The organism is Sphingomonas sp. MS122 (genome assembly GCF_049532975.1).
Taxonomy (GTDB): Bacteria; Pseudomonadota; Alphaproteobacteria; order Sphingomonadales; family Sphingomonadaceae; genus Sphingomonas.
In genome coordinates, this window is record NZ_CP186695.1 from 2,679,162 (window position 1) to 2,697,491 (window position 18,330).

At 69.4% G+C, this 18,330-nt stretch carries 20 protein-coding genes and 1 pseudogene; 8 read left to right on the forward strand and 13 right to left on the reverse strand.

Annotated elements, in window-relative coordinates; genetic code table 11:
• Positions 1 to 81: 81 nt before the first annotated feature.
• On the forward strand, positions 82 to 492 hold the full coding sequence (locus ACO227_RS12985) for an acyl-CoA thioesterase (protein ID WP_423602244.1): 411 nt from the start codon (positions 82 to 84) through the stop codon (positions 490 to 492).
• Positions 493 to 527: 35 nt separating this feature from the next.
• On the opposite strand, the gene ACO227_RS12990 is transcribed toward ACO227_RS12985, so the two are convergent.
• The 11 genes and pseudogenes from ACO227_RS12990 to ACO227_RS13040 all read right to left on the reverse strand — a co-directional run bounded on the left by ACO227_RS12990 (position 528) and on the right by ACO227_RS13040 (position 8,200).
• Positions 528 to 674 (reverse strand): hypothetical protein, encoded by a 147-nt coding sequence (locus tag ACO227_RS12990; RefSeq protein WP_423602245.1) that lies wholly within the window; start codon positions 672 to 674, stop codon positions 528 to 530.
• Between the two features lie 143 nt (positions 675 to 817).
• Positions 818 to 955 carry a hypothetical protein gene (locus ACO227_RS12995; protein ID WP_423602246.1) on the reverse strand — a complete coding sequence of 46 codons (138 nt, stop codon included), beginning with the start codon at positions 953 to 955 and terminating at the stop codon, positions 818 to 820.
• Positions 952 to 1,146 carry a hypothetical protein gene (locus ACO227_RS13000; protein WP_423602247.1) on the reverse strand — a complete coding sequence of 65 codons (195 nt, stop codon included), beginning with the start codon at positions 1,144 to 1,146 and terminating at the stop codon, positions 952 to 954. The genes ACO227_RS12995 and ACO227_RS13000 overlap by 4 nt, the downstream gene beginning before the upstream one ends.
• A 68-nt stretch (positions 1,147 to 1,214) precedes the next feature.
• Positions 1,215 to 1,427: a cold-shock protein gene (locus ACO227_RS13005; protein WP_423602248.1), complete on the reverse strand. Its 213-nt coding sequence runs from the start codon at positions 1,425 to 1,427 to the stop codon at positions 1,215 to 1,217.
• 347 nt (positions 1,428 to 1,774) lie between these two features.
• Positions 1,775 to 2,254, reverse strand: coding sequence for a methyltransferase family protein (locus ACO227_RS13010; protein WP_423602249.1), 480 nt, complete (start codon positions 2,252 to 2,254; stop codon positions 1,775 to 1,777).
• Between the two features lie 11 nt (positions 2,255 to 2,265).
• A complete protein-coding gene (locus tag ACO227_RS13015; protein WP_423602250.1) occupies positions 2,266 to 3,141 on the reverse strand; it encodes an RDD family protein in 876 nt (291 codons plus the stop codon).
• Positions 3,134 to 4,135, reverse strand: coding sequence for a stage II sporulation protein M (locus ACO227_RS13020; RefSeq protein WP_423602251.1), 1,002 nt, complete (start codon positions 4,133 to 4,135; stop codon positions 3,134 to 3,136). Before ACO227_RS13020 ends, ACO227_RS13015 begins: the two co-directional genes overlap by 8 nt.
• Entirely contained in the window at positions 4,132 to 5,307 is a 1,176-nt protein-coding gene (locus tag ACO227_RS13025) for a DUF58 domain-containing protein (RefSeq protein WP_423607350.1), read from the reverse strand. Before ACO227_RS13025 ends, ACO227_RS13020 begins: the two co-directional genes overlap by 4 nt.
• 68 nt (positions 5,308 to 5,375) lie before the next feature.
• Positions 5,376 to 6,333 (reverse strand): annotated as a pseudogene (locus ACO227_RS13030) (AAA family ATPase).
• Positions 6,330 to 7,523 (reverse strand): DUF4350 domain-containing protein, encoded by a 1,194-nt coding sequence (locus ACO227_RS13035; RefSeq protein ID WP_423602252.1) that lies wholly within the window; start codon positions 7,521 to 7,523, stop codon positions 6,330 to 6,332. The pseudogene ACO227_RS13030 and the gene ACO227_RS13035 overlap by 4 nt, the downstream one beginning before the upstream one ends.
• Positions 7,520 to 8,200: a hypothetical protein gene (locus tag ACO227_RS13040; RefSeq protein ID WP_423602253.1), complete on the reverse strand. Its 681-nt coding sequence runs from the start codon at positions 8,198 to 8,200 to the stop codon at positions 7,520 to 7,522. The genes ACO227_RS13035 and ACO227_RS13040 overlap by 4 nt, the downstream gene beginning before the upstream one ends.
• Before the next feature lie 127 nt (positions 8,201 to 8,327).
• On the opposite strand from ACO227_RS13040, the gene ACO227_RS13045 reads away from it, so the two are divergent.
• From ACO227_RS13045 to ACO227_RS13060, 4 genes are read left to right on the forward strand one after another with little or no spacing between them, the layout of a single operon-like run.
• Complete coding sequence (locus tag ACO227_RS13045; RefSeq protein WP_423602254.1) at positions 8,328 to 9,752, forward strand: amidohydrolase; 1,425 nt, start codon at positions 8,328 to 8,330, stop codon at positions 9,750 to 9,752.
• Entirely contained in the window at positions 9,749 to 11,050 is a 1,302-nt protein-coding gene (locus ACO227_RS13050; protein ID WP_423602255.1) for an amidohydrolase family protein, read from the forward strand. Before ACO227_RS13045 ends, ACO227_RS13050 begins: the two co-directional genes overlap by 4 nt.
• 26 nt (positions 11,051 to 11,076) lie before the next feature.
• Entirely contained in the window at positions 11,077 to 11,703 is a 627-nt protein-coding gene (locus ACO227_RS13055; RefSeq protein WP_423602256.1) for a TetR/AcrR family transcriptional regulator, read from the forward strand.
• A 34-nt stretch (positions 11,704 to 11,737) separates the two neighbouring features.
• Complete coding sequence (locus ACO227_RS13060) at positions 11,738 to 12,091, forward strand: hypothetical protein (RefSeq protein WP_423602257.1); 354 nt, start codon at positions 11,738 to 11,740, stop codon at positions 12,089 to 12,091.
• Positions 12,092 to 12,195: 104 nt separating this feature from the next.
• Here the strand turns inward: ACO227_RS13060 and ACO227_RS13065 are convergent, their stop codons facing one another.
• A complete protein-coding gene (locus ACO227_RS13065) occupies positions 12,196 to 14,685 on the reverse strand; it encodes an alkaline phosphatase PhoX (RefSeq protein ID WP_423602258.1) in 2,490 nt (829 codons plus the stop codon).
• Between the two features lie 171 nt (positions 14,686 to 14,856).
• On the opposite strand from ACO227_RS13065, the gene ACO227_RS13070 reads away from it, so the two are divergent.
• The 3 genes from ACO227_RS13070 to ACO227_RS13080 are packed head-to-tail and all read left to right on the forward strand — an operon-like array spanning position 14,857 to position 16,279.
• The gene (locus ACO227_RS13070; protein ID WP_423602259.1) at positions 14,857 to 15,372 is read left to right on the forward strand and encodes a hypothetical protein; all 516 of its coding nucleotides are present in this window, start codon (positions 14,857 to 14,859) and stop codon (positions 15,370 to 15,372) included.
• Positions 15,369 to 15,836 (forward strand): hypothetical protein, encoded by a 468-nt coding sequence (locus ACO227_RS13075; protein WP_423602260.1) that lies wholly within the window; start codon positions 15,369 to 15,371, stop codon positions 15,834 to 15,836. The genes ACO227_RS13070 and ACO227_RS13075 overlap by 4 nt, the downstream gene beginning before the upstream one ends.
• On the forward strand, positions 15,827 to 16,279 hold the full coding sequence (locus tag ACO227_RS13080; RefSeq protein ID WP_423602261.1) for a hypothetical protein: 453 nt from the start codon (positions 15,827 to 15,829) through the stop codon (positions 16,277 to 16,279). The genes ACO227_RS13075 and ACO227_RS13080 overlap by 10 nt, the downstream gene beginning before the upstream one ends.
• Here ACO227_RS13080 and gspD read toward each other — a convergent pair.
• On the reverse strand, positions 16,273 to 18,330 hold the full coding sequence (gene gspD / locus ACO227_RS13085) for a type II secretion system secretin GspD (protein ID WP_423602262.1): 2,058 nt from the start codon (positions 18,328 to 18,330) through the stop codon (positions 16,273 to 16,275). The genes ACO227_RS13080 and gspD overlap by 7 nt on opposite strands.

Here is an 18,330-nt window from a genome sequence, read left to right on the forward strand (position 1 = left end):
CGATTTCTAAAAGTCGTTCAAGCCGGAGTGCGGGCGATAATCCGCTCGCTTGTGGCGGCGCTTTACGTTAAGGTGAGGTCCATGACCCAAACCGCCGCCCCGTTCGAGGTTCCGATCCCCGTCGATCCGGCGGATATCGACTTCATGGGACATGTGAACAATGCCAGCTATTTGAAGTGGGTGCAGGAGGCGGTTCTCAGCCACTGGCAGAAGCTCGCACCGGCCGAGGAGGTGGCGAAGCACCTGTGGGTCGCGTTGAAGCACGAGATCACCTATCGCAAACCCGCCTTTCTGAACGACGAGGTGGTGGCGACGGTGCTGCTCGAGAAGGTGCAGGGCGTGCGTGCCTTCTACGAGACGGTGATCCGCCGCGGCGACGAAGTGCTGGCCGAAGTCAAGTCGAGCTGGTGCTGCATCGACGCGGAGACGCTGCGCCCGGCGCGGATCGCCGAACATATCGTCGAGCATTTCTTCGGGAAGCGCGAGAGGTAGGGGCCGAGGCCCGTCCCTCTACGCTATCGGCGCAGTCAGCGCCGCCACCATCCGAGCAATCGCGGGCGCGGGCCGAGGACGCCGCCATCCGGCTTGCGCCGTTCGCGCGCGCGGTGGATCGGCGCGACGACGATCATCGAGAAGACGGTGACGATTGCGACTGCAACCGCATAGGCACTCATTAGGCGGGGATCGATGGCATGTCTCCTGCCGGTAAGCGGGAGCACGAGGTCCCCCAGCCAGCGGCGCTTACGGTCGAGAAGACTGCCGATGATTTGAAGAGACTAGCAGGCCGCGGAAGCCACGGCCAGCGGCAAGCGCCGTTTCAGCCAAGTATTTCGCGCACCGCAGCAACAGCGATCGCCGTTGCCCGGGCGTCTTCCGCGTTTCGCGCACGGCGCAGGCCGGAAGTATCGATCAGATGTCGTATGGTTCGTTCAATTCGGTTGTTCTGAAGTTTCACTGGTTTTCCTGTTGGGGTTGCAATGCCGGCTCGCGGCGTTCGCGTGCGCGATCGACGCTTTCCTGCCGCGCGGCCATGGCGAGCCAGGCGGCTTCGGCACGAAGGCAGCGTTCACGTACATTTTCGAGCGTCGCGGCTTCGGCATCGGCGCGCGCTCGCGCCGCGTGTTCGCGATAGGGGACTTGTGCCATCCTGCGGCTCCGTTGTGGTCGTGGCTGGCGTGCGGCGCCAAGACGGCGCCGCACGGACGAAGTGCCGCTTACTCGGCCGGGCTGAGATTGACCGCGGCCATCTTGCCGCGGCGATCCTCTTCCAGTTCGTAGGTCACGCGCTGATCCTGGGTGAGCGTTGCCATTCCGGAGCGCTCGACGGCCGAGATATGCACGAACGCGTCGTTGGTGCCGTCATCGGGGGCGATGAAGCCATAGCCCTTGTCGCTGTTGAAGAATTTGACGGTGCCGGTGATGCTCATAGAAAACTCCTTCTCGTTTCGAGGGGCGAACCGACTGCCGGGATCGCCCCGGTGCCGCGGCTGCAGAAAGAAGGAAGTTGGGGCCGCAAAGCACCGAGAACCGTCGATTTGCGACTGTAGCGACCGGAATATGGAGAAATAGCTCGAAAAAATCAAGGGTCGCCGCGAAGTCTTCACGCAGGGGGAAGTAAAATGAGCGGAGAATATCAGCCGGCCGGATGTACGAAAAATTGCTTGCGCTGTGTCGCGACCGCGATGCCCTTCGCATCGGTTTTATGGCCGGAAATTGTGAATCCGGCGCGAAGATCGACGATCAGCATGGTGGTATTGGCAGCCGCGGGCGCTGCTCAGAGCCAGCGCGGGACGCGGTTGGCGTAGTCGATATAGGGCTCTCCGAACTTGCCGGCCATGTAGCGCTCCTCGCGCAGCACCACGCCGTAATGGATCGTGACGGCGAGCGGGATCAGCATCCAGAACACCACCGGCGCGTCCGCGGCGACGCCAATCGCGCAGTAGATCAGCGTCATGCCGAGATACATCGGGTTGCGCGTGAAGCGATAGATGCCCTGGGCGACGAAAGCGGTGGCCGGCCGCCACGGCGGCGCGGAGGTGCCGGCGCGGCGAAAGCGGAGCGCGGCCGCGGTGATGGCAGCGAGCCCGGCCAGCGCGAACACCGGCACGACCGTCCAGCGCAGCGCTGGGGGCATGTCGAGCCCCTGCGTGCGGACCACGAGGAATTCGAGGACGAGCCCGAGAATGAGGAAGCCGAGATAGATGAGGGGCGGCGGCGCGATGACGCCGGGGATGTCGCGCTTCGTGTCGGTCATGGCGGTCCCCCTTAACCCGTGGAATCGAACTTGTCGCGCTTGCGCTGGCCGAACAGCAGCCGGCGCTCGAGATGGAGGCGCGCGGCGGCGTAATAGGCCTCGAGGAAGGCGCGGTCGTTGCCCTCGTCGTGGCGGCCGATCTTGCGGCGGATGACGCCGGCCACGGTGGTGAGCGTGTCGGCATCGTTGCGGTGGAGCACGTCCTCGAGCCGCTGGATCTCGAACTGGCCATAGGTTTCGAGCTCGTGCGGGGCGAAGCCCCAGGCGTCGGTCCGCGCGCTGTCGTTGGCAGCGAGCAGGTCGGGCGCGATCTTGGGCCGCTCATTCTCGACCACCCAGGTACCCGCGATCAGGTCCCCGGCGCGCAGCCGGTCGCGATTGAACAGCGGCATGAACAGGAAGATCGCGGTCCAGGCGAAGCCGAGCAGCGCCAGCCAGCGGTTGCTGAATCCCTGCGCCTGCGCGCTCATGAGGAAGATGAGGGGGAGGAATACCTCGACCTCACGCATCAGGTTGCGCGCTAGGATCGCGCCGCCGGTGAGGCGCCCGCCGTCGCGCGCGACGACGCGCAGCTTGAGCATGCGCTTGCCCGGGGTGGCGGCGCGCGTGCCGCTCTCGAACAGGGTGAAGTAAAAATTGCGCAGCAGGAAGAAGCCGAGCAGCCAGATGATCGCGGCCGGGCCAATGGTGCGAAAGCCGCCGATGATGAAGAAGGCGAGGGCGGTGAGCGCGATGAGGATCACCAGCATGATCAGCGCATCGACCGTGAATGCGCCCGCGCGTGAGCCGGCGCTGGCGAGGCGCAGGTGAAGCGTCACACCTTCGGGCGTCACCAGCTCGCGCAGGTGGCGCTCCTTCCCGTCAGCGGGGATGCGCGGCTTAGCCATGCGTGCGGCGGCCGCCCAGCGCGAAATAGCCGACCCACAAGGCGAACATCGCCGCGGCGATCGCAAAGCGCGCGCCGTCGGCGGTGATCAGCTGCCGCGCGAACCCCTCGAGCAGGCCGGCGACGAGGAGCATGATCACGACGCCGATCATCACCAGCGCGGCGCGGCGGCCGGCGTCGCCGGCAGCGGCCATGCGGGTGCGCGCGCCGGGAAAGGCGACTGCGCGCCCGATATGCAGACCCGCCGCACCGGCGAGGATGATCGCGCTCAATTCGGTCGAGCCGTGGATGAGCAGCCAGCCGGTGAAGCCGACGCCGAGCCCCTTGGGCAGGAACGCCGCGTACATCGCGCCGAGCAGTACGCCGTTGCTGGCGATCAGGAAGAAGGTCGGGATACCGAAGGCGAAGCCGAGCGCGAACGCCATGATCGAGATCTGGGCGTTGTGGGTGAAAAGGAATGTGGCGAACACTTCGAGCCCGCCGCGCTCGGGGCGGTCGTAGAGCGTCGAGCGGAGATAGTCGGCGGTCGCGTTCATGTCGCGCCCGCCCGCCATCTCGGACGGGATGATCGCGTTGAACCAGGCGGGGTCGCTGAGCACGAGGAAATAGCCCGCGACCGCGCTGGCGAAGAACAAGGCGGCGATCAGCAGCGTCTCGCCGAAGATCCCGCGCACCGCGGCGGGCCAGCCATGCGCGAAGAAGCCGCCGATCTGGCGCGAGAGTGGTTCGCGGCAGCCGTAGAGGACGAAATAGGCGCGGGTGGAAAGGCTTTCGAGATAGGCGATCATCGACGCGTCGAGCGAGGTCTCGCGCGCGATCGAGAGGGCGGAGAGGGTGGCGCGGTAGAGGCGCGGGAGCTCGACCAGGTCCTCGTTGGTGAGGCGCTTGGGCGACTTCTTCTCGACGAGGTCGAGCAGCGCTTCGAGGCGCTGCCAGTCGGCCTCGCGCTCGGCGCGGAAGTGGCGGACGCCGAAGGCGGGGGTTGCTGTGCTCATGGGCGTTCGCGGTCCCGGACATAGCGTTCGGCGAGGGCGAGGGCGAGGTCGTCGGGGTTGGCCTCGAGCACGTCGATGCCGAGGCGCTTCAGCCGCTCGATCACGATGCGGCGCTCGCGGATCAGGGCGTGGGCGATGTTGGCGCGGATCACGTCGTCGGGCTCCTCGGGACGCGCGTCGAGGATCGCGTCGAGCTCGGTGTCGTGGAACAGCACGAAGAGCACGCGGTGGCGGCGCAGCATGCGCGCGGCGGCGGCGATCATCAGCTCGGCGGCGGTGGGATCTGTGAACTCGGTGAACAGGATGACGAGGCTGCGGCGCTGGAGCCGCTGGTCGAGCGTGACGAGCGAGAGGGTGTAGTTGCTCTCCTGCGCGCCATAATCGATTCCGGCGGCGGTGCGGTGGAGCGTGGCGAAGCCGCTGGCTCCGCTGACGCTGCCCGAATCGGCACTGGGGCGGCCGGCGAAGCCGAACAGGCGGACCTGGTCGCCAGACTTCAAGGCGACGAAGGCGGCGAGCAAGGCGGCGGAGACGGCGCGGTCGATGCGCGGGAGGCCGTCGACCGGTTCGCTCATCGCGCGGCCGCAGTCGATCGCAAAGACGACGCTGTTGTCGCGCTCGGTGCGGAACTCGCGGGCGAGGAGGGAGAAGTGGCGCGCCGAGGCCTTCCAGTCGATCGCGCGCCGCTCCATCCCCGGCTGGAAATCGGTGAGCGACTGGAATTCGGTGCCGTCGCCGCTGTCGGGGCGGATGCGCGTGCCGAACTGGCGGCTGCGCAGGAACTGGCGCATGCCCTGCTCGCGCACCGCGCGCAGGCTGGGCAGGACCCGCACCTCGCCGTCCTCCGCGCGGCTGCGCTGGCGCCAAGCAAGGCCGAGCGGGCCGGCGACCCGCGCCCAGACGCGCGCGACCTTTGCCGTGCCGCGGCGCGCCGCGGCGTAGGCGAGCGGGCGCTCCGCCGGGTCGAGCGGGGCGGAGACCTCGGCGGCGTAGCGCAGCGCGGGACCGCCCGCCGGAACGAGCTCGACCTTGTCGCCGACCTCGACCGAGCCGGGGAAGGCGGTGGCGAGATCGGCGTCGCGCAGCCGCGGGGCGAGCGCGCCGTCGAGCACAGTGAGGATGAGGATCGCGAACACCCAGAACACCGCGAACAGCCAACCGTCCGGGCGCATGACGCCGAGCGCCAGCGCCAGCGGAGCCGCCGCCAGCACCAACGCCACGGCGCGCTGGGTGGGAATGATCAACGCGGCGCCTCGACCCGGTCGATGAGTTGGGCGACGATATCGTCGGCGCGGCGCCCGTCGATCTCGGCGGCGGGCGAGAGCACGACGCGGTGGCGCAGCAGCGGCTGGGCGAGCAGCTTGACGTCGTCCGGGATGACATAGTCGCGGCCCTCGAGCGCAGCGGCGGCGCGGGCGGCGGCGGCGAGCGCGGAGGCGGCGCGGGGCGAGGCGCCGTTGGCGAGATCGGGATGGCCGCGAGTTCGAGCGGATCAGCGCCACGACATAGGCGATCACCTCCTCGGCGAGCTTGACCGCGAGCACCGCCTCGCTCGCCGCAGCGATCCCGGCGTGATCGGCGACCTGCGCGACGCCGCTGTCCTCGGGCCGGGGCGAACCGGTGCGCGTGCCGTACTGCGCGACGATCGCGCGTTCGGACGCCTCGTCGGGATAGTCGATCGCGAGCTTGAACAGGAAACGGTCGAGCTGCGCCTCGGGCAGAGGATAGACGCCCTGCTGCTCGATCGGGTTCTGGGTCGCCACCACGGTGAAGTGGTCGGAGAGTTTTTCGGTGCCGCCGTCGATGGTTACGGAGCGTTCCTGCATCGCTTCGAGTAGCGCGGCCTGAGTCTTGGGCGGGGTGCGGTTGATCTCGTCGGCGAGCAGCAGCTCAGTGAACACTGGGCCGCGCTTCAATTCGAAGGTCGAGGTCTGGAAGTTGAACAGGCTGGTGCCGAGAATGTCGCCCGGCATCAGGTCGGGGGTGAACTGGATGCGGCCGAATTCGAGTCCAAGCGTGCGCGCGAAGCTCTGGGCGAGCAAGGTCTTGGCAGTGCCCGGCGCGCCTTCGAGCAGGACATGGCCCCCCGAGAGCAAGGCGACGGTGAGCAGCCGCGTCGTCGCGGACTGGCCGACCACCGCCTTCGCCACCTCGGCATCGATCGCCGAGCCGAGCGCGCGGACGTCTTCGAGTGTCATGCCTTCACTTCCTTTCGCCAATCGTCGAGCTTCTGTGCCGCGTGGAGCAGCTCCGCCTCGGTCCTGGCGGCTCGGAGGCGCTCGGTCGAGGCGGTATAGGGGGTTTGCGTGGGCAAGGCGTCAAGATGCGCGTCGAGCGCCTCGCCCTGCAGCGTGCGCGGCAAGGCGAGGCGCCGCGCGGCCCAGTCGCGGATGGCATCGGCGAAGGCCCCGCCACCTTCACGCGTGCGGCCGGCGCGGCGGGCGAGGCCGACGATGTTCTCGATCAGCGCGCGCTTGCCGAAATCGAGCGCGCGCGGCTCACGCCGCGGCGGGCCGAAGCGCGCCCAAGTGGCGATGCCGGCGAGCAGCGCCGCAGCGAACAGCGCGAGCGTGACGCCGAGAAAGGGCGGCTCGAACATCAGCTGGACGAGGTTGCGGCCGCCCGCGCCATAGGGGAGCATCGTATCGAAGACGATCGTGCCGGGATTATCGGGATCGAGCGCAGCGAGCAGCGCGATCGTGGCCTGGGCGTTCTGACGGTGCGCCAGCCCGTAATTGTTGAGCAGATCGGGGTCGGCGAGGATGTAGATATGCTTGCCCGGCACCTCGCCCAGCACGGCGCTGCCGTCGGGCGCGGCGATCAGCGAGTAGATCTGGTCGCCGTCGAGCGACTGCACATTCTCCGGTGTGCGGAACGGACGGAGGTCGAGGCTGGTGGGGTAGGTGAGCCGGACCTTCTGGTGATGGTCGACGGTGACCTTGGTGATAGGGGCGAGCATCCGCGCGAGCGGGCCCGAGGAAAGCGTGGCCAGCCGCTCCTCGCGATTCGGACGCAGCCGCTGCGGCGCCGTGACCCATTTAGGCAGGACGATCAGCACCGGCGCATTCTCGCCTGCGGCGTCCTTGAGCGCAGCCTCGAGCTCGGCGGGCTTGGTCTGGAGATTCGGAGTGAGGATCAGCAGACCGCGCTGCGGACGCGCGGCGGCGTCGCCGGACAGCGTGACCGTGCCGCCCGACTGCTCGATCAGATCGTTGAGCGCGCGGAAGCCGGTGGCGAAGCGCGAGGTGGGGCTGGGCGTGTTGCCGCGCTGGCGGTCGACCAGCCCGCCATAGCCGCTGACCAGCAGGAAGCCGAGCATCAGCGCCACGCCGGCGGCGATCAGCAACAGCACGGTGCGCGCGCGGAAGGGGTTGCCTTGCGCGCTCATCGGCGCCGGTCCGTTCCGGCGAGCGCGAAGCCGGCATAGTCGGCGCGCGCGCGCGTCCAGTCCGCCTCGCCGAGCGGATTGCCGGCGAACAGGCTGCGCTCCACGTCCGCGACGATTCGGCGGAACACGGTGCGCGCGGCGTCGGGCAGACTCTCGAACGCGGCGATGTCGCGGCTGGTGAGCGATGGGCGCAGCGAATCGCCGCGCCAGCGCTCGATATCCTCGATGCTGCGGTGGAGGATCAGGCGAACCGCCTCGGCATAGCGGCCCGCGGCGGCAAGCCGGTCGGCATCGTCGAGCAAGGCGCGCGCGGCGCCTGCGTCGGGGGTCCAGCCGGCGGGCTCGGCCGCCGCCTCGCCACGGCGGAGCAGGCGCGCGGAAATCAATTCGCGGACGGCAGGAAACAGCGCGAGAACGAGCGCGATCACCACGGCGATGATCGCGATCCACATCAGAACGGTCCATCCGCCGCCGACCCAGTCGACGAAACGGCGGAGCGCGTCGAACAGCTCGATCAGCCAGCGCGGGGGTTGGTTCACCTCGGGCTGGCGCCAGGGAAGGTCGAACTGGATCGCCGGATCGGCGCGCACTGCGCGATGCGCGGCGTCGACACGGGCGGGGTCGCCAAAGGCGGCGGCCCCCTGCTGAACGGCGCTGCCTGCGCCCGGTGCCGTCACGCGATTTCCCCCATGGCTGCGAGCGTTGGAGCAAATCGCCAAATTGCGCGCAACGCTTTTCGACCCTAACGGTTGGGAAACCGGGCTGTATGACCGGAATCGATAGAGCAGAGAGGGGCACAGCGAGTTGATCCGTACCATCATCGGCGCCGCCGCCGCCGCGAGCCTGGCCGCGTGCACGGCCAGCGCGGAGGACAAGCCCAAGAGCACCGCGTCGGATGCACCGCCGCAGCGCGGGCCGGGAAAAGGCAAGGGATATGCCCATGATCCCTATCCCTCGACCTATCGGGCCTATCCGGGCGTGCCGACGCTGGTGACCAACGTCACCATTCTCGACGGCGAGGGCGGGCGGATCGACAATGGCGCGGTGCTGTTCCGCGACGGCAAGATCATCGAGGTCGGGCAATCGATCGCGGCGCCCGACGGCGCGGCGGTGATCGACGGGCGCGGCAAGTACGTGACCCCGGGCGTGATCGACGTGCACAGCCATCTCGGCGACTATCCGAGCCCGGGCGTGCAAGCGCATTCGGACGGCAACGAGATGACCGGCCCGGTGACCGCCGAGGTCTGGGCCGAGCACAGCGTGTGGCCGCAAGACCCCGGATTCAGTCGCGCGCTGGCCAATGGCGGGGTGACGACGCTGCAGATCCTACCCGGCTCGGCGAACCTGTTCGGCGGGCGCAGCGTGACGCTCAAGAACGTCTATGCGCGCACGATGCAGGCGATGAAGTTCCCGGGCGCCCCCTATGGCCTCAAGATGGCGTGCGGCGAGAATCCCAAGCGGGTTTATGGCGCGCGCCAGCGCATGCCCGCGACGCGGATGGGCAACATCGCGCTCGACCGTGCCACCTGGGCCAAGGCGCAGGAGTATAAGCGCCGCTGGGACCGTTATGAGGAGAAGGGCGGGGAGTCGCCCACGCGCGACCTGGCGATGGATACGCTGCGCGGCGTGCTCGACGGTGAGATCATCGTCCACAACCACTGCTACCGCGCCGACGAAATGGCGATCGTCCTCGATATGGCGAAGGAGTTCGGGTACAAGGTGGGGACGTTCCACCACGCGGTGGAGGCGTACAAGATCGCGGACCTGCTCAAGGCCGACGGGACGTGCGCGGCGGTGTGGGCCGACTGGTGGGGCTTCAAGATGGAGTCCTATGACGCGATCAAGGAGAATCTCGCGATCCTCGAGCGCGAAGGGGCGTGCGGCATGATCCATTCGGACGACGCCAACGGCATCCAGCGCCTGAACCAGGAGATCGCCAAGGTGCGCGCGGCGGCAAAGCGCGCGGGGTTCGACGTGCCCGAGGAGGTCGCCTGGAAATGGGCAGCGATCACCCCGGCGCGGGCGCTGGGCATCGACAAGGTCACCGGCAGCCTCAAGCCCGGCAAGATGGCGGATGTGGTGCTGTGGAACGGCAATCCGTTCAGCGTCTATACGCGGCCCGAGAAGGTGTGGATCGACGGCGCGCTCCTATATGACGCCTATGATCCCAAGCGACGGCCCGTATCCGACTTCGAGCTGGGCCAGCCCGGCGAGGGAGACGTGAAATGAAGGCGATCCTTCTTGCGGCGGCCGCGTTGGGCGTGGCGGTCCCGGCGGCGGCGCAGACCGTGGCGGTGACCAATGCGAAGCTGGTGACCGGCGACGGATCGGCGCCGGTTGAGGGCGGCACCGTGGTGGTGCGCGACGGGCGCGTGGTCGCCGCCGGGCGCGGCGTCGCGGTGCCGGCAGACGTGACGGTGGTCGATGCTGGCGGGCGTTGGGTGACGCCGGGCATCTTCGCCGGCTTCACGCGAATGGGCATCGTGGAGGTCGACGGAGTCGAGCAGACCAACGACGCCGGCGCGAACAGCTCGCCGTTCAACGCGGCGATCGACGTGGTTCCGGCGGTGAACCCGCGGACCAGCGCGATCACGGTCAACCGCGCCGAGGGCGTCACCCGGGCGGTGGTCGCCCCGCAGGCGCGCGGGTCGATCTTTGGCGGGCAGGGGGCGATCATCGACCTCGGCGCCGACATGGACGCGGTGACCAGGGCGCGTGCCTTCCAGTTCATGGAATATGGCGAGACCGGCGCAGCACGTGCCGGGGGCAGCCGCCCGGCGGCTCATGCGATGCTGCGGAACATCCTGTTCGAGGTGCGCGACTATGCCCGCGCGCCGGGCAGCTTCGCCGATCGCGGCAAGGACGCACTGCTGACCCGGGCGGACGCGCAGGCACTGGTGCCAGTAGTCAACGGGGCGGTGCCGCTGCTGGTGCATGTCGAGCGCGCGTCGGACATCCTCGTCATGCTCGACTTGAAGCGCGAGATGCCGGGCCTCAAGCTGGTGCTGGTCGGCGCGACCGAGGGCTGGACGGTGGCGCGGCAGATCGCCGCGGCGAAGGTGCCGGTGCTGGCTTCGGCGCTCGCCGACCTGCCGGCCTCGTTCGAGCAACTCGCGGCGACCCAGTCGAACATCGGGCGGCTGCAGGCGGCGGGCGTGACGGTCGGCATCGGCATGATCAACGACGACGAGGCGCGCCAAGCGCGGCTGGTCAAGCAATATGCCGGCAACCTGGTCGCGCTGGGCCGGGTGCCGGGCGCGGCGGGACTCGACTGGGGGCAGGCGTTCGCGGCGATCAGCTCCAGGCCGGCCGAGGCGATGGGGATGGGCGGCGAGTTCGGCTCGCTCAAGCCCGGGCGGCGCGGCGACGTCGTGATCTGGGACGGCGACCCGCTCGAGATCGGGAGCGAGGCCGTGCGCGTGTTCATCGACGGGGTCGAGCAGCCGCTCGACACGCGCCAGGACAAGCTCAAGCAACGCTATTTCGATCCGAAGGAGGGTGCTTTGCCGAAGGCGTACGAGCGCTGAGCGCGAACGAACAGCCCGCCACCGCGGTGGAGCCGCGACGCGCCGGACGGCCGCGCGACCCCGCGAAGTACGGCGCGATCGTCGAGGCGGCGCGCGCCGCCTTCTTCGCGCGCGGCTTCCACGCCGCGACGATCGAGGACATCGCGCAGGCCGCGGGGGTCTCCAAGGTCACCGTCTACAGCCGCTTCGGCGACAAGGAGACGCTGTTCGAGGAAGTGATCCGCGCCGAGAGCGGGCGGATGGCGGCGGTGTTCGACGACGGGCTCTCGGCCGGGCGCTGCCTCGAGGAGCGGCTCAACGACTATGGCATGGCGCTGATGGGGTTCCTGTTCAGCGAGGAGCATCTCGCGGTCGATCGCGTGCTGATGAACGAGATCGCGCAGCTGCCGCGGCTGGCCGAGCGTTTCTACGAGGCGGGGCCGGCATTGTGCGTGGGGCGCCTTGCCGAGGTGCTGAGTGAGGCAGCGGCGAAAGGCGAGATCGAGATCGACGATTCCTGGCTGGCCGCCGAGGATCTGTGCGGGCTGTGGAAGGGGCTGTCCGACATGGGCGTCAAGCTTGGGCTGGAACCGATCCCGCCGCCCGAGATGGTCCGGGCGCGCGTTGAGCGGGCGACGCGGCTATTTCTCAAGATGGTCGGATCGAAGCCGTGACGATCCGCGTTGTCGGCGCGATGGAGGTGCATTCATGCGGAAAACTTATCTGGCGATCGTCGCGGCGCTGATGCTCGGCGCATGCGGCGGTGGCGGGCAGCAGGCGGCGAACGACGCGGCGGCCAACAACATGGTCGAGAATGTCGCCGACGCGACCAACTATCAGGCCGAGGTGATCGCGCTGCCGCCGGCACTGCAGAACGGCGTGTTCCTGCGCGCAGTGCGCGATGCGGGGTTCAACTGCCAGGAAGTGACCGAGACCGAGCGCTTCGACCCGGTTCAGGGCAATCCGGCGTGGCGCGTGACGTGCGACAACCGCACCCCGCACCTCATCTCGATCACGCGCGACGGCACCGCGAAGATCGTCAGCCGCACCGACGCGAACTAACCCGATAAAAGAGGGGAGGCGGGCGGACCCGCCTCCCCTGGAGGCTCGGGGTTCAACTCCCGGCCGTGATCCGGTCCCGCCGGATCACGGCCTTGTTCCTTGGCTCAGAGGGCGACCACGCCGCCGTCATTCTTGGTGATCGCAACGATCGCCGAGCGCGGACGCGTGCCCGCCGGAGCGGTGCCGGTCGCCTGAGTCGCCGGCCAGCTGCTGGTCGGCGCGGCCGGGGTGCCGCCCTCGCCCGGGTGCTGGATGCCGACGAACAGCGTGCGACCGTCCGGAGTCGTGTCGACGCCGGTGATCTCGCACTCGACCGGGCCGACCAGGAAGCGCTTGAGCGTCGCGTCGGTGGCCAGCGCGCCGCGGCGCGTGGTCTGGGTTGCGGTGGCGCCGCCGGTGCCGCGGTTGGTGATCGTCACCGAAGCGCCGTCGCCGGTCGTGCCCGGCATCGCGACCAGCATCTGGTTGTTGGTGCGATCGGTGAAGGCACCGTCGTCGGTTTGGATCCACAGCAGCGGCTTGACCAAGCCACCGGCATTCTGCGGCCGCGAGAACCACAGGCCGTCGGGGCTGGAGAAGTCGTTGGCGGCGGTGAGGCCCGAGATATTGACGTCACTGTTCGAGTCCGCCGAGTCGGCACCGAACAGGTAGATGTCCCAGGTGAAGCCGGTCGCGGCGGGATCGTCGGCATTCTCGCGCAGGCGCAGGATGTGGCCGTTGGGGTTGCCGAACTGGTTGGTCGAGGTGCCGCGCACGTCGTTATAGTGGCGCGGATTGGCGGCGTCGGTCCCGCCCAGCGGGCGCAGCGTCGCGTTGTTGTTGGTGAGGGTGAGGTAGATCTCGCCCGTCACGTTGTTGGTCGCGGTCCACTCCGGGCGGTCCATCTTGGTCGCACCCACGGCGTCACCGGCCAGGCGGGTGTTGACGAGGATGTCGACCTGGTCCGCGAAGACATATTCCGGGTCCGCGCCCGCAGCCGGGCGGTTCGGTACCGAGCCGAACACCAGCGGCACCCACGTGCCAGTGCCGTTGGCGTCGAACTTCGCCACGTAGAGCGTGCCGGCGTCGAGATACTTGTCGCCGATGGCAAGGCGGTCGGTCGCCTGTGCGTCGGCCGGGTTCCAGGTCGCGTTCGACACGAATTTGTAGAAATACTCGCCGCGCGAGTCGTCGCCGAGATAGACGGCGAGCTTCTTGCCGGAAATGAACTTGCCGAACCACGCGCCCTCATGGCCGAGACGGCCGAGCGCGGTGCGCTTACGCGGCGCCTGGGTCTTGTCATACGGGTCGAACTCGACGCACCAGCCGAACTGGTTCGGCTCGTTGCGCCAGTCGGTCGTGGCGGAGCCGCCGACGCCGGCGCGCGCGTCCCAGCGGCGGAAGGTGGTGTTCGAGGCGTCGGCGGGGATCACCGTCGACCAGCCGTAGCTGCCGCTGCTGCTGGTGACACCGTAGCGGCGCAGTGCGACCAATTCGCGTGCGGTTCGCTGGGCATCGTCGCCGCTGCGGTGGAAATAGCCGGCCCAATTCTCCTCGCAGGTGATGTTGGTGCCCCACAGGGTGTGGCCGTTGGCGCAGTTGTTGATCGTGCCGCGGCCCTTGGTGCCGTCGGTCGAGAAAGGGGTGCGCAGCCAGGCGCTACCCTTCACCGGGCCGTTGAATACCACTTCGGTGTTCGGCGTGATACGGCGGTTGAAGGCCGAGTTCTGGACATAGGTCCAGGCGCGGTTAGCGCCCTCGACATATTCGGTGACCGATACGCCGTGCGCCTCGATCTCCTTGATCGCCTCGGCCTCGGGACGGGCGCCGCCGACCGTGGTCCCACCGTTCGGGTGCAGATACTGGTCGTTGAGGTTCTCGTGGTTCTGCACCATCAGACCGCGCACCGAGCTGTTGTCGTCTCGCGCGCCGGCAGCGGTGAGGCCGTACCAGTAGAGCGCGTCGCCATGGTCGCCGATACGCTGCGCGAAATTGGTGTCGGTGCCGTCATTCTTGTACGCCGCGACGCTCGAGGCGATCGGATCGCCGAGACGAGTCATGACCGTGACGGTGTAGCCCGCCGGAACGGTGACGACGTCGTTCTTGTTCTTGGCGATCGAGGTGAAGCCCATCTCCGCAGGAGCGACGGTGACCGCGACGCTGCCCTGCGTGGTCTGGCCGGCGCTGTCGGTGGCGCTGTACTGGAAGGTCAGGCCGGTCGGCCCGCTGACGCTCGGCGCGATGAAGCTGGCGTTCGGCGTGTTCGCGCCGATCAGCGTGGCCGCCGGTCCGCTGGTCTGCACCCAGGCGGAGGTAATCGCGCCATTGTCGGTCGCCTGGCCGGTCAGCGTGACGACCCGGCCCGAACTGGTGTTGCCCGAGGATCCGACCGAGATCAGGTTGGGGAAGGGGTCCGCAGCGTCGCCGGCGCTATCGCACGCGGCGAGGACGCCGCCGCCGAACACCGCGACCGCCGCCGCCGAGGCACCCGAACGCAGCGTGTCGCGGCGCGAATAACGCTGTTCTATCAGCGCGTTGAGCGTGGGATTGGCGGTGTTGTTGGTATCGACGTCGCCGTCAGTATAGCCAAAGGCCAGATCGGTGCTCTCGGTCATGTTCTGGAACCCCCTTTTTTGTGACCCCGATCCAGTGCGGATAGGGTTGCGGGGGCTGTGGCGGCGCGCGTTTACAGGGTGATGGAGAAGCGTTGACGGACTCGTGTCGATTTGGAGACTCTTCGATGACAGGCTGTTTTTTATGGGGATAGGACGATAGGGGCGCTGGCGATGGAAGACGCGCGGGACAGCCTGGCCGATCGCATGGCGCAGCGATTCGCGGCGCGCGAGGCGCGGACCGAGCCCCGATCGCCCGGACCGGTGAACTGGCGTCTGACAGCCGCACTGACGGGCGTGATCGCGCTCGGGCCGCTGGGGACGATCGTCGCGGCGGGCATGATCGAGCGGGGCGCGCGTGCGGAGGCGGCGCGGCTGGACGTTCAGGCGGCGCCGCGGCGCGAGGCGGAAGCGCGCGAACAGGCGGCGCGTGCGGCGCTGCACGCAGCGGTGCGCGACGCGGGCGTTGCGGTGTGGCTCGATCGGGTGGCGGCGGCGATCCCGGCCGAAGCGCGAGTCGCGCGCATGGCCAAGGCGGCCGACGGCGCCCTCGAACTCGAAATCTCGACGCCCGACCCCGACCTGTTGCGCGGTGCGCTGCGGGGCGATCCGGCGCTGGCCGGGTTCCGCGAAACCGGGCAGCGGCGCGCGGGCGCGATGATCGCGGTAATGTTGAGACGGACGCCATGAACCGGGCGACGCTGATCGCCGGGGTCGGCGGGGGGCTCGCGGTGCTGGCGCTGCTGGCGCCGGCGACCGGCACGGCGTTAGGCAAGCTCATGCGCGCGCGGGAGGCTGCTGCGGGTGCGCGGTTGGCGGCAGCCGCGCCACGGCCGGCCGCGGTGCCGCTGGCCGCGCCAGGGCTGCGCGCGCCGGGGGCAAGCGAAACCGAGGCGGCGCGCGGACTGGCGGGCCGGGTGCGGCGGCTGGCGGCCGAGGGCGGCGTGCTGGTGGAGCAGGCCGCGCCGGTGGTGGCCGGCGAGGGGCTGGCACGGCTGCGCTTGCGGCTCTCCGGCCCGGACAAGGCGGTGGTGGCGCTGGCCGACCGGATCGAGCGCGGGACGCCGCTGACGCGCTTCGCGGCGTGGCGGATGACGGCGCTGCCGGGCGGCGGCCTGCGGCTCGAGGGCGAGGCAGTGGCGGCATGGCGCTGAGCCGAACCGAGGGATTCGTGCTAGGTGGCGCGGCGCTGTTCGCGGTTGCGATGCCGGTTGCCCTGCTGTGGCCCGGCGCGGGCGTGAAGGTTCCGGCGCAAGCGGCCGACGCGCGCCCGGTGGTGCCGCCGCCGATGCCGGCGGTCGCCGCGGTCTACGAGCGGCCGCTGTTCGCCGCGGTCGAGGCGAGCGACGAGATCCCGGCCGATGCGCCCGCGCTGGTCGGCATCGCCGGGCGGCTCAACCGCGACGCGGTGGCGCTGGTGCGGCTGGCGGACGGCAACTCGCGCAGCCTGGGCGTCGGCGAGAGCGTGGATGGCTGGCGGTTGGAGAGCCTGGCGATCGATGCGGCGTTCTTCACGCGCGGGCGCGAGCGGGTACGGGTGGCGATGGGTACCCCCGAGGCTGCCGAAGACCCCGCCGCGGACGAATCCGCTCAGTAGATCCCGTCGATCTCCAGCGTCAGCCGCGGTTGGAGCGGCTTGAGCAGCAGGTTGCTCGGCTTGTTCAGGTCCAGTTCCTCGCTGCGCAGCCGGGCATATTTGGCCTTGGCCATTGCCGCGGCATCCTCGCCGTTGCGCAGGATGGTGGGCTTGAGGAAGATGAACAGGGTGCGCTTGTTGCGGCTCTCGCGGCGGCTCCTGAACAACTCGCCGAGGATCGGGATGTCGCCTAGGATCGGCACTTGGCTCTTGACCTGGCCGTAATCGTCCGAGGTGAGTCCGCCGAGCACGATCGTCTGGCCGTTGTCGGCGAGCACGGTGGTGTTGATCGCGCGGCGATTGGTGATGAGGTCGGTCGCCTGGCTGAGTTGGGTCGCGGCGATCGACGAGGCTTCCTGCACGACCTCGAGCCGGATCGTGTCGCCCGCGTTGATCCGCGGGAGGACCTTGAGCGTGATGCCGACATCCTTGCGCTCGACCGACGTGTAGGGGCGCACGTCGCTCGACGAATCGGTGAGGATCGAGCCGGTGATGAACGGCACTTCCTGCGCGACGACGAATTCGCCGACCTTGTTGTCGAGCGTGGTGATCTGCGGCGTCGAGAGCAGGTTCGACTTGGTCGAGGTGCCGAGTGCCTGGACCAGGATCGAGAAGCTGTCGCCGATCGCGATATTGGCGGTGAGGCCCGGCCCGAGCGCCGCGGCCATCGGCACGTCGAGCGCGTCGAGGATCGCGCCGAGCGAGGGGCCGGCATTGTTGAACGAGGTGGCCGCGCCCTCGACCTGGTTGAGCACCGCCCCGCTGGTGCCGAGCTGGACGGCGAGCGCTTCGGCTTCCTCACCGGTGATCTCGGCGATCGCGGCCTCGATCAGCACCTGCGGGCGGCGGACGTCGAGATCGACGATCAGCGGCTCGATCGCGGCGATCGCGCTGGGGGTACCACGGACGACGACCGCGTTGATGTCGGGCGAGGGCTGAACGGTGATCTCGGGCGTGGAGAAGCCCTGCGGAGTCTCGGTGCGTTGTTGCCCGAGCTGCGCCTGCTGCGCCTGGAGCGCGGCACTGGCGGCGGCAGCGGCGGTGTCGGCCTGGCTGGTGCCGCCCGACGCGACCAGCCCGCCGAGCACGCTGGTGGGGCTGCGATAGCCGCTGCCGCGCTTGTCGGAGAGGCTGCGCGCGACCGCGTTGGTGGTGGTCGCTTCCTGGCCGAGCACGCCGCGCAGCACTTCCGTCACCGATTCGGCATCGGCGTAGCTCAGGCGGAAGACGCGCGTCACCGGCGTCGCGCCGCCGGGCGCGTCGAGCGAGGCGATCATGCGCCGCGCGTCGGCGACCGCGGTCGGCGTGCCGCGCACGATCACGGTGTTGCTGCGCGCATCGGCGGCGACGCGCGCGCCGCCCGAGGCGGGGTCGCCGAGCACGCCCTGCAGCGCCTGCGCCACGTCCGGCGCGCTGCCGTTGCGCAGCGCGATGGTGGCGAAGGTGAGGCCGGAGCCGTTGCCGTCGAGCGCGCGCAGGATGCCCTCGATGCGGCGGACATTGTCGGCATAGTCGGTGACGACCACGGCGTTGGGCTGGGCGAGCGGCTCGACGCTGCCGAAGCTCGCCACCAGCGGCCGGGCGACGCGCGCCGCCTCGGCCGAGGGGACGTTCGACAGGCGAATCATGCGGGTGATCAGCTCCTGGCCCGAGGCGCCGCGCGAGGGCACGCCGCCGTCGCGCACGGCGTTGCCCGCCGGCACCACGCGCCAGGCGCGGCCCGAGCGGACCGCCGCGAAGCCATTGGCGCGGAGCACCGAGAGGAACAGCTCCCACACCCCGCTGGGCGAGAGCGGGGTCGCCGAGGTGACGGTGACCGTGCCCTTGACCGCGGGGTCGAGGATCAGCGTGCGGCCGGTGAGGCGCGATATCTGGTCGGCGACGTCGGCGATCTCGACCCCGCGCATGTTGACGACGATGTCGGCTGCCTCGCTCTGCTGGGCGAGCACGGGTTGCGAGACCATGGCGACGAGCGCAAGGGAGAGGGCGGTGCTGCGGATCGGATTGGGCAC